The sequence below is a fragment of the Yoonia sp. genome (genome assembly GCF_046498525.1).
Taxonomy (GTDB): Bacteria; Pseudomonadota; Alphaproteobacteria; order Rhodobacterales; family Rhodobacteraceae; genus Yoonia.
Map to the genome: position 1 here is coordinate 1 of NZ_JAWOAN010000253.1, position 10813 is coordinate 10813.

Sequence of the window (10813 nt, forward strand, 5' to 3'; positions counted from 1 at the left end):
TTGAGCTGCCCGCGGGCACAGAGATGGTGATGCCGGGCGACAACCTGAAGTTCAACGTCGAGCTGATCGCACCGATCGCGATGGAAGACGGCCTGCGTTTCGCGATCCGCGAAGGCGGCCGCACTGTCGGCGCCGGCGTTGTCTCCAAGATCGTCGAGTAATCGGACCACGCGTGGGTTGCACCCACCCTATGTAGGGTGGGTGCAACCCACCGACCACGCAAACAAAAGAAAGGCCGCTCCAATCGGGGCGGCCTTTTGGTTTCGTCGTGGTTCTGCTGGTCAGGGCTGCAACGCTTGGAGGCCAATAGGAATCATTCAACGCTCTGAGATTCTTACAAATTCAGCACAGGGATGCCCCATGACTTTTCTTGATGCTTTGAAGCAGGTGGCTTTCAACCGTCAAGGACAGTCCGTCGTCCAAGCCCTCTATGGCCCGGTCGGAAGCCCCAGCCGCGCATCTGCGGCCTTTGACGTATCGTTCAAGAACGCGGCAAGACCGGCACGCAGTGCTTCGCGTTGATCTGGGTCCAGATCGCGGGGTATGGCATCGGGATACTGTCGAAAGATATAGGCCCCCTTGCCAAAGGGGTAGGGCACCAGCATCTGATCCCAAGATGCCAACCGCCGTCCTTTTGTGGTCGCAAAAGCATAGGCAAAAACGGGCATTCCCGTGGCGCGCGCCCAATCAAGCGGCGCATCCTTGACCTTTAGTGCCGGGCCTAATGGTCCGTCCCCCGTCATACCGATGCTCACCCCGTCTTTGACGCGTGTCAGGATCATCCGCGACGCTGCCCGGTTTGATTGCTTTTCCGACATTTCCATCGGTTGCAGGCCCACCCAGCGCTGCACGGCACCTGACACGCGCCCGATGGGGGAACTGGCGTAAAGGCTGGACAGCGGCCCATCGGCAACCGGCCAATGTAGCGCACCCATCACCGACCGGCTGTGCCACATCACCAACAAAACCGGCCCTTTGGTCAGGGCGGCCCTGAGATCATCCAGCCCTTCGACCTGCCATTTGGTTGTCCGGTTGCAGAACGCCAGATAACGCCCGGCCAGCCTTCCCAGCAGGGCGGCAAGGAACTCCGATTGCTCGATCCGTTTACGCAGTGACATAGAGGGCAGGGGCCTTTGGTTGCGGATTTCGTCACTCTTGTCGCATTTATGGGTCTGAACACAAGTGTACCGCACCTTCCCTCTTGATCCTGCTTTGGTTTCGGACTAACCCAACACCCGGTCGTAGGGGTATAGCTCAGTTGGTAGAGCGGCGGTCTCCAAAACCGTAGGTCCCGGGTTCAAGTCCTGGTGCCCCTGCCAGACCGGATCACCGACGGCGTTCGTGCGGAGGATCAAACCAAGTTTATGACAGACCGCTCCCTTTGTATCGCATTCCACATTGGCGCGCATAAGACGGCCACTTCGCATTTGCAGCGGTCGCTGAAGCGCGCGAGCGCGGAGTTGTCTGCGTCTGGCGTAATGTATTACGGCCCCGATTGTTTTCGGTTGCCGGGAAACTCTCTTCAAGCGCTGTTTGGGATTCGTGGTGGTAGCGCAGCGGATGAGACAGAATTGCGGGTTGCCGACCAATTGGACCTGTTGCGCAAAGACGGGCATCGACTGGTCTTCAGCGAAGAGAATTTCATAGGCCCGCTCAATCAGCCGCATGGTCGCTCTATGAAGCACCGCTACAAGTCCGCCGGAGACCGGCTGACACAACTGGCCGCTGCGATGGACCAGAAGATTGACGTTTTCCTTGCGGTTCGGCGTCCAACTGCGTTTATCAACTCGGCCTATTGTCAGATGTTGTTGGGCGGGCGCATCCAGCCCGTCGCGGTTTTCCAAAGACGCAACCCGCTGAGCAGCGTCGATTGGGCCCATTTGGTAGCCCGCCTGCGTGCCGCCCCCGGGGTCGGTGCGCTGACTGTTTGGCAATATGAAGACTACGGTGCGCTTTTCGCCAAGATCATGGCCGGTTTGGTTGGCGAAGATGCGGCACGAAGCGTCATACCCAGACCGCGCCACATCAACCGCGGACTGTCGGCGGCGGCCGTGCAGCACGTCTTGGCGCAGGCCGAACCGGCACCCGACGAAAAACTTGCCAGAACCGCGCGGCAGATGATGCCCGTCGAAGACGGCCATGCCCCGTTCGATGGTTTTGCCGCAGAAGAACATGCCATCGGCGATGCCGTCTATGCCCGTCAGTTGACGGCGATTGCGAAAATGGAGGGTGTGAGCTTGCTGCGTCCCGTTTCAGGCTAACGCCTTCTTGATTCAAGTCGCGCCCAAACGGGGTTGAATTCGCGCATGATAGCCCGTAAGTCCGTCTTGTGTCGAAAAAGGACAATGCGTCATGGCCATCGCCAATCCAGTGAAGTTCATTCAGGAAGTCCGTTCAGAGATTTCCAAGGTCGTCTGGCCAACGCGGCGTGAAGTCATCATGACCACGATCATGGTCTTTATCATGGCGGCATTGACCGCGATTTTCTTCTTCCTCGTTGACCTGCTGATCCGTACGGGTCTCAACGGTGTCCTGACCTACTTTGGCACCTAATTCCCCGGATTTTCCGCAGCCCTCTTGAAAACCCGATGAGGCAGCGGTAAGAGCCATCAACTTCCGGAAAATGGCGTGCGGCGAATCGAGTTGCACGCCGCTTTTATTTTCGGGACTCGCGGTCTTGTTCCGCTCGAATGAAATGTAATTGCGGCCACGCGTGGCCAAGTGACGACAAGGTGCTCTGACAGATGGCCAAACGGTGGTATTCGGTAAGCGTTCTCTCAAACTTCGAGAAGAAGATCGCAGAGGCGATCCGCCAGAAGGCGGAGGAGCAGGGCCTCGACGACCAGATTGATGAAGTGCTGGTGCCGACCGAAGAAGTTATCGAAATCCGTCGCAACAAGAAAGTGACCGCCGAGCGTCGCTTTATGCCCGGCTACGTGCTGGTTCATATGGAAATGTCGGACGAAGGCTATCATCTGATCAACTCGATCAACCGCGTGACTGGTTTTCTTGGTCCACAGGGCCGCCCGATGCCGATGCGCGACGCCGAAGTGCAGGCAATCCTTGGCCGCGTCCAAGAGGGTGAAGACACGCCACGCACGCTCATTCACTTCGAGATCGGCGAGAAGGTCAAGGTCAACGACGGTCCGTTCGAAGATTTCGACGGCATGGTCGAAGAGGTGGACGAAGACAACCAGCGCCTGAAGGTGACGGTCTCTATCTTTGGTCGCGCGACGCCGGTCGAACTGGAATTCACGCAGGTTTCTAAACAGTAACCTTCGTGTTCAGACGTGGGAGGGGCAACCCTAACCACGGCATAACCGCCCCAACCGGGGCAATGTAGGATGGGTCTGACCCATCGCTGAAAAGGAGAAGGCCAATGGCCAAGAAAATTATGGGTACGCTCAAGCTGCAGGTTCCTGCAGGTGCTGCCAACCCTTCCCCACCTGTCGGTCCTGCGCTGGGTCAGCGCGGCATCAACATCATGGAATTCTGTAAGGCGTTCAACGCCAAGACAGAAGACATGGAAAAGAACGCCCCGTGTCCGACTGTGATCACCTACTATCAGGACAAGTCCTTCACGATAGAGATCAAGACGCCACCTGCGTCTTACTACATCAAGAAGGCCGCAAACCTGAAGTCTGGTAGCAAGACACCCGGTAAGGATGTTGCTGGTACAATCACAGGCAAGCAGGTTCGTGAAATCGCAGAAGCCAAAATGAAGGACCTCAACGCGACGTCCATCGAAGGTGCTATGCTGATCATCGCGGGTTCCGCGCGCTCTATGGGCATCGAGGTGAAGTAATGGCAAAGTTTGGTAAACGTACAACTGCAGCACGCGCTGCATTCAAAGGCAAGCACAACGTATCCGTTGCTGAAGCAGCATCGCTCGTCAAGGACAATGCAAATGCAAAGTTCGACGAAAGCGTCGACATTGCGATGACACTGGGCGTTGATCCGCGTCACGCAGACCAGATGGTCCGCGGGACTGTAAATCTGCCTCATGGCACGGGTAAAACTGTCCGCGTTGCTGTATTCGCGCGTGGCGAAAAGGCCGAAGAGGCCAAGGCAGCCGGTGCCGACATCGTTGGCGCAGAGGACTTGATGGAAACAATTCAGGGCGGCACGATCGACTTTGACCGTTGCATCGCGACGCCTGACATGATGGCTGTCGTCGGTCGTCTCGGTAAGGTGTTGGGACCACGTAACCTGATGCCGAACCCGCGTGTTGGCACCGTGACCATGGACGTCAAGGAAGCTGTGGAAGCAGCAAAGGGCGGTCAGGTTCAGTTCAAGGCCGAAAAAGCCGGTGTGGTCCACGCCGGTATTGGCAAGGCATCCTTCTCTGCGCAGCAGATCGAAGAGAACATGAAAGCCTTCGTTGATGCCGTCGGCAAAGCCAAGCCATCAGGTGCCAAAGGCACCTATATGAAAAAGATCGCCGTCAGCTCCACAATGGGCCCTGGTGTGTCTGTCGACGTGGCCTCGGCGACCGGTAACGCGTAGACTGTCGTTTAAAATCTGACGATGGCAGGTCCGGTCGTTCGGGCCTGCCATTTCTTATTTGATGGTTCTCCAAGAAGTTTCGGGCGCGGCCCTTGGCTTTTGGGGTAATCGGGACTAAATGATGCGCAGGGCCCGAGAGATTGATTCGTTCGGGCCCTTATTCGTCCGAGACGGTGGGTTGGCCACATGCCATTAATTCCTGCCTGAGATGGGATAACCAGAATTTTTGAGGCTCGTCTCAAACTGTTCTGGCACGCCCCGTTTGCATGGACTGTAGACTGTTGGGCGGCTGAGCCGTTTGACAAAAGTAGAGCCGGTGCCGGGCCTGATCCGGTACCAAACTTGGAGTAAAACTGTGGATAGAGCACAAAAAGAACAGCTGGTCGAAGATCTCGGCCAGATCTTTGAAAGCTCTGGCGTTGTAGTGGTTGCCCGCTACGAAGGCATGACAGTTGCTGAAATGCAGGACCTGCGCGCTCAAATGCGTGAAGTAGGCGGGTCTGTACGCGTTGCCAAGAACAAGCTCGCCAAAATCGCCCTCGAGGGCAAGCCATGCGAAAGCATTGCCGAATACCTCGAAGGCATGACTGTACTCGCTTACTCGGAAGACCCCGTCGCTGCGGCGAAGGTTGTCGACAAGTACGCCAAAGGGAATGACAAGCTTGTCATCCTCGGCGGTGCCATGGGCGAGACAGCGCTGGACGTCGCTGGTGTGAAAGCGGTTGCCGGTATGCCATCTCGTGAGGAGCTTATCGCTTCCATCGCGGGCTGCATTGCCGCACCTGCAAGCAACATCGCGGGGGCCATTGGCGCGCCTGCTTCGAACATCGCAAGCATTCTCTCAACCATCGAAGAGAAAGCTGCATAAAGCATCTGAATTGACTTGGGGGGCTTCCCTCACGTTGGAACACACTTAAAACGAACGGAAAGCATAAAATGGCTGATCTGAAAAAACTTGCTGAAGAGATCGTTGGTCTGACCCTTCTCGAAGCACAAGAACTGAAAACCATCCTCAAGGACGAGTATGGCATCGAGCCCGCAGCTGGCGGCGCAGTCATGATGGCTGGCCCTGCTGGTGGCGAAGCCGAAGCTGCTGCCGAGCAGACAGAGTTCGACGTCGTTCTCAAGAACGCTGGCGCATCCAAGATCAACGTGATCAAGGAAGTTCGCGCGATCACTGGTCTTGGCCTGAAAGAAGCCAAGGACTTGGTCGAAGCTGGCGGCAAGATCAAAGAAGGCGCGTCCAAGGACGAAGCCGAAGAGATCAAAGGCAAGCTGGAAGCAGCTGGCGCAGAGGTCGAGCTGGCCTAAGCCCGCTTTTGGCGAAACGCAATTCGCCCTTAAAATTCGGCTGGACCTGCGAATTGTGGGTCCAGCTAAACCTGTCTTAGAGGTCGGCCAATTAGCTGACCGACCCCTTGGGTAGGTTTCTATAGTCGGGAGGCGGCCGGTGGGACGGCAGCCACGAATAGACTTGGAATCCCCTGTCAAATGGATGATGCACCGCGGCCCGGGTGTTGCATCGTTCGAGAGACAAACAAAAGGTGACACCGCACATGGCTTCTACTTTCCTTGGTCAGAAACGCCTGCGTAAGTACTACGGCAAAATCCGCGAAGTACTCGAAATGCCGAACCTCATCGAGGTTCAGAAATCCTCTTATGATCTGTTCCTGCGCTCGGGCGACAGCGATACACCGCTTGACGGCGAAGGTATCAAAGGTGTCTTCCAGTCGGTATTCCCGATCAAGGATTTCAACGAAACCGCCGTGCTTGAATTCGTCAAGTACGAGCTGGAAAAGCCGAAATACGACGTTGAGGAATGTCAGCAGCGCGACATGACATATAGCGCACCGCTGAAGGTGACCCTCCGTTTGATCGTGTTTGAAGTTGACGACGACACAGGTTCGAAATCCGTCAAAGACATCAAGGAGCAAGACGTATTCATGGGCGATATGCCCTTGATGACGCCAAACGGCACATTCGTCGTGAATGGCACGGAGCGTGTTATCGTATCCCAGATGCACCGCTCTCCTGGCGTGTTCTTTGACCATGACAAGGGTAAAACCCATTCTTCCGGCAAACTGCTGTTTGCCTGCCGCATCATCCCATATCGCGGCAGCTGGCTCGACTTTGAATTCGACGCCAAGGACCTTGTGTTCTGCCGCATTGACCGCCGTCGCAAACTTCCCGTGACAACCCTGCTTTATGCATTGGGTATGGATCAGGAAGGCATCATGAATGCCTACTATAACACGGTCGAGTACAAGCTGGACAAGCAGGGCAAAGCCTGGACCACCAAGTTCTTCCCCGAGCGTGTGCGTGGCACACGCCCTGCGTTTGACCTTGTCGATGCCAAAACAGGCGAAGTCATCGCGAAAGCTGGCGAGAAAGTCACCCCGCGCTCGGTCAAAAAGCTGATCGATGCGGGCGAGGTGACCGACCTGCTTGTCCCATACGAGAACATCGTGGGCAAATTTGTCGCTCAGGACATCATCAATGAGGAAACCGGCGCGATTTACGTCGAGGCTGGCGACGAGTTGACGCTTGAGCGGAACAAGGATGGCGAAGTCATCGGTGGCACGCTCAAGGATTTGGTTGATGCGGGCATCAAGACGATCCCTGTACTCGATATCGATAACATCACCGTCGGCGCTTATATGCGCAACACGATGGCCGCAGACAAGAACATGAACCGCGAAACCGCGCTCATGGATATCTACCGCGTCATGCGCCCGGGTGAACCACCGACCGTCGATAGTGCATCGGCTCTGTTCGATACGCTGTTCTTCGACAGCGAGCGGTACGATCTTTCCGCCGTTGGGCGTGTAAAGATGAACATGCGCCTTGATCTGGATGCCGAAGACACCATGCGCACCCTGCGCAAGGAAGACATCGTCGCCTGTATCAAGGCATTGGTCGAACTGCGCGACGGCAGGGGCGATATCGACGATATCGACCACCTTGGTAACCGCCGTGTGCGATCCGTTGGCGAATTGATGGAAAACCAGTACCGCGTCGGTCTGCTGCGCATGGAGCGCGCAATCAAGGAGCGTATGTCTTCTGTCGAGATTGACACAGTGATGCCGCAGGACCTGATCAACGCCAAGCCTGCTGCTGCAGCAGTGCGTGAATTCTTCGGTTCCAGCCAGCTTTCGCAATTCATGGACCAGACCAACCCGCTGTCCGAAGTGACGCACAAGCGCCGCTTGTCTGCGCTTGGACCCGGTGGTCTGACACGTGAACGTGCAGGCTTTGAGGTGCGCGACGTGCACCCGACCCACTATGGTCGGATGTGCCCCATCGAGACACCGGAAGGGCCGAACATCGGTCTGATCAACTCGCTTGCCACATTTGCACGCGTGAACAAGTACGGCTTCATCGAGACACCTTACCGCAAGGTTACGGACGGCAAGGTGACTGACGAAGTCAGCTATATGTCCGCAACCGAGGAAATGCGCCACACAGTAGCGCAGGCCAATGCGAACATGAACGACGATGGATCATTCCACAACGATCTGGTCTCAACCCGCAAGAACGGCGATTACACGCTCTCCCCACGCGAAAACGTGGACTTGATCGACGTGTCACCAAAGCAGCTTGTTTCGGTTGCGGCGTCCTTGATCCCGTTCCTTGAAAACGATGACGCCAACCGCGCCTTGATGGGTTCGAACATGCAACGTCAGGCCGTTCCACTGCTTCAGGCCGAAGCTCCGTTGGTGGGTACCGGTATCGAAGAAGTTGTCGCACGCGACAGTGGTGCGGCGATCATGGCGAAACGTGCCGGTATCATTGACCAGGTCGATGCCCAGCGTATCGTGATCCGCGCGACGTCTGACCTTGAGTTGGGCGATGCGGGCGTTGATATCTACCGTATGCGCAAATTCCAGCGTTCGAACCAGAACACCTGCATCAACCAGCGTCCGCTGGTGAAGGTGGGTGATACGGTTCTGAAGGGCGAGGTTATCGCTGATGGTCCATCCACGGATATCGGTGAACTGGCGCTTGGCAAGAATGTGATCGTCGCGTTCATGCCTTGGAACGGATACAACTACGAAGATTCGATCCTGATCTCCGAGCGCATCGTGCGCGACGACGTCTTCACTTCGATCCACATCGACGAATTCGAAGTCGCTGCCCGTGACACAAAGCTTGGGCCAGAGGAAATCACCCGCGATATTCCGAACGTCGGCGAGGAAGCCCTGCGCAACCTCGACGAAGCGGGCATCGTCTATATCGGCGCCGAAGTCGGCCCCGCAGATATCCTTGTGGGCAAGATCACACCAAAGGGCGAAAGCCCGATGACGCCCGAAGAAAAGCTTCTGCGCGCCATCTTTGGTGAAAAAGCGTCCGATGTGCGTGACACATCCCTGCGGCTGCCCCCCGGTGACTTTGGCACCGTGGTAGAGGTGCGCGTCTTCAACCGCCACGGTGTGGAAAAAGACGAACGTGCCCTGCAGATCGAGCGTGAGGAAGTCGAGCGCCTTGCCCGTGACCGCGATGACGAGTTGGCGATCCTTGATCGCAACATCTATGCGCGACTGTGGGATATCATCTCTGGCAAGAAAGCCGCAAAGGGGCCGAAGGGCTTCAAGGCTGGTTCCATCGTGTCCGAGGAAAGCGTTTCTGATCTGTCCCGCGGGCAGTGGTGGCAGCTTGCCATGGAAGACGAAGACGATGCCAAGATCGTGGAAGCGCTGAACGAACAGTACGAAATCCAGAAGCGCGCAATGGATGCACGCTTTGAGGATAAAGTCGAGAAAGTGCGCCGCGGCGATGATCTGCCTCCGGGTGTGATGAAGATGGTCAAGGTCTTCGTGGCTGTGAAGCGCAAGCTGCAGCCCGGCGACAAGATGGCCGGTCGTCACGGCAACAAAGGTGTTATTTCCAAGGTTGTGCCTATGGAAGACATGCCATTCCTTGCAGATGGTACACCTGTCGACTTCTGTTTGAATCCGCTGGGTGTGCCATCGCGCATGAACGTCGGACAGATTCTTGAAACACACATGGGCTGGGCCGCACGCGGTCTGGGTATCCATATCGACGAGGCGTTGGGTGAATATCGCCGCTCGGGCGATCTGACCCCTGTGCGTGAAGCGATGAAGATCGCCTATGGAGATGATGTCTATGACGAAGGCATCGCCGGCATGGATGAGGATCATCTGGTCGAAGCAGCGGGCAATGTGACCCGCGGTGTGCCAATCGCGACACCTGTCTTCGATGGTGCAAAAGAGGCTGATGTAAACGATGCGCTGACGCGTGCCGGTTTTGACACCTCTGGTCAGTCGGTCCTTTTCGATGGGCGCACGGGCGAGCAGTTCTCGCGCAAGGTGACTGTCGGTGTGAAGTATCTGCTGAAACTGCACCACCTTGTCGATGACAAGATCCACGCGCGTTCCACCGGGCCTTACAGCCTTGTCACGCAGCAGCCTTTGGGTGGTAAAGCCCAGTTCGGTGGCCAGCGTTTCGGGGAAATGGAAGTCTGGGCATTGGAAGCTTACGGCGCGGCTTACACCTTGCAGGAAATGCTGACTGTGAAGTCGGATGACGTAGCAGGGCGGACGAAAGTCTATGAAAGCATCGTCAAGGGCGAAGACAACTTCGAGGCCGGCGTGCCTGAGTCGTTCAACGTGCTCGTGAAAGAAGTCCGGGGCCTCGGCCTCAACATGGAACTCCTGGATGCGGAGGATGAGGAATAAGCGCAACCGCGCGTGGGTTTCACCCACCCTACGTAGGGTGGGTGAAACCCACATTTCCCCAATCCCCATGCACCCCAATTCAAGGAATTGAAGATGAACCAGGAACTGACAAACAACCCGTTTAACCCGCTCACACCGGCGAAAACGTTTGACGAAATCAAGGTCTCTCTGGCATCGCCAGAGCGGATACTGTCGTGGTCTTTCGGCGAAATCAAGAAGCCCGAAACCATCAACTACCGCACGTTCAAGCCAGAACGTGATGGCCTGTTCTGCGCGCGTATCTTTGGCCCGATCAAGGACTATGAATGTCTGTGCGGCAAATACAAGCGCATGAAGTATCGCGGTGTTGTCTGCGAAAAATGCGGTGTCGAAGTCACGCTGCAAAAGGTCCGTCGCGAGCGTATGGGCCACATCGAACTGGCCGCACCCGTTGCACACATCTGGTTCCTGAAATCGCTGCCATCCCGCATCGGCCTGATGCTGGACATGACGCTGCGCGATCTTGAGCGTATTTTGTACTTTGAAAACTACGTTGTGATCGAGCCCGGCCTGACCGACCTGAGCTATGGCCAGTTGATGACCGAGGAAGAGTTCAACGACGCACAGGACCT

Annotated in this window: 9 protein-coding genes, 1 tRNA gene and 2 pseudogenes; 11 read left to right on the plus strand and 1 reads right to left on the minus strand. The window is 56.4% G+C overall.

The window, feature by feature from the left end:
- Window positions 1–161, plus strand: a pseudogene (gene tuf, locus R6T97_RS15075) (elongation factor Tu); the annotation flags it as partial.
- 267 nt (window positions 162–428) lie between these two features.
- On the opposite strand, the gene R6T97_RS15080 reads toward tuf, so the two are convergent.
- On the minus strand, window positions 429–1118 hold the full coding sequence (locus R6T97_RS15080; protein WP_410350108.1) for a lysophospholipid acyltransferase family protein: 690 nt from the start codon (window positions 1116–1118) through the stop codon (window positions 429–431).
- 125 nt (window positions 1119–1243) lie between these two features.
- Between R6T97_RS15080 and R6T97_RS15085 the strand changes: the two genes are divergently transcribed.
- The 10 genes and pseudogenes from R6T97_RS15085 to R6T97_RS15130 form a co-directional block, all read left to right on the plus strand.
- A tRNA-Trp gene (locus R6T97_RS15085) sits at window positions 1244–1319 on the plus strand.
- Between the two features lie 45 nt (window positions 1320–1364).
- Window positions 1365–2261, plus strand: coding sequence for a hypothetical protein (locus R6T97_RS15090; protein WP_410350109.1), 897 nt, complete (start codon window positions 1365–1367; stop codon window positions 2259–2261).
- A gap of 91 nt (window positions 2262–2352) precedes the next feature.
- Complete coding sequence (gene secE, locus R6T97_RS15095) at window positions 2353–2553, plus strand: preprotein translocase subunit SecE (RefSeq protein ID WP_410350110.1); 201 nt, start codon at window positions 2353–2355, stop codon at window positions 2551–2553.
- A 191-nt stretch (window positions 2554–2744) separates the two neighbouring features.
- Complete coding sequence (nusG, locus tag R6T97_RS15100; protein ID WP_410350111.1) at window positions 2745–3275, plus strand: transcription termination/antitermination protein NusG; 531 nt, start codon at window positions 2745–2747, stop codon at window positions 3273–3275.
- A 104-nt stretch (window positions 3276–3379) separates the two neighbouring features.
- The gene (gene rplK, locus R6T97_RS15105; protein ID WP_410350112.1) at window positions 3380–3805 is read left to right on the plus strand and encodes a 50S ribosomal protein L11; all 426 of its coding nucleotides are present in this window, start codon (window positions 3380–3382) and stop codon (window positions 3803–3805) included.
- Window positions 3805–4506: a 50S ribosomal protein L1 gene (rplA, locus tag R6T97_RS15110; protein ID WP_410350113.1), complete on the plus strand. Its 702-nt coding sequence runs from the start codon at window positions 3805–3807 to the stop codon at window positions 4504–4506. Before rplK ends, rplA begins: the two co-directional genes overlap by 1 nt.
- Window positions 4507–4861: 355 nt before the next feature.
- A complete protein-coding gene (gene rplJ / locus R6T97_RS15115; protein ID WP_410350114.1) occupies window positions 4862–5374 on the plus strand; it encodes a 50S ribosomal protein L10 in 513 nt (170 codons plus the stop codon).
- Window positions 5375–5442: 68 nt separating this feature from the next.
- The gene (gene rplL, locus R6T97_RS15120) at window positions 5443–5817 is read left to right on the plus strand and encodes a 50S ribosomal protein L7/L12 (RefSeq protein ID WP_410350115.1); all 375 of its coding nucleotides are present in this window, start codon (window positions 5443–5445) and stop codon (window positions 5815–5817) included.
- A gap of 245 nt (window positions 5818–6062) precedes the next feature.
- On the plus strand, window positions 6063–10202 hold the full coding sequence (rpoB, locus tag R6T97_RS15125) for a DNA-directed RNA polymerase subunit beta (RefSeq protein ID WP_410350116.1): 4140 nt from the start codon (window positions 6063–6065) through the stop codon (window positions 10200–10202).
- A 93-nt stretch (window positions 10203–10295) separates the two neighbouring features.
- A pseudogene (locus tag R6T97_RS15130) lies at window positions 10296–10813 on the plus strand (DNA-directed RNA polymerase subunit beta'); the annotation flags it as partial.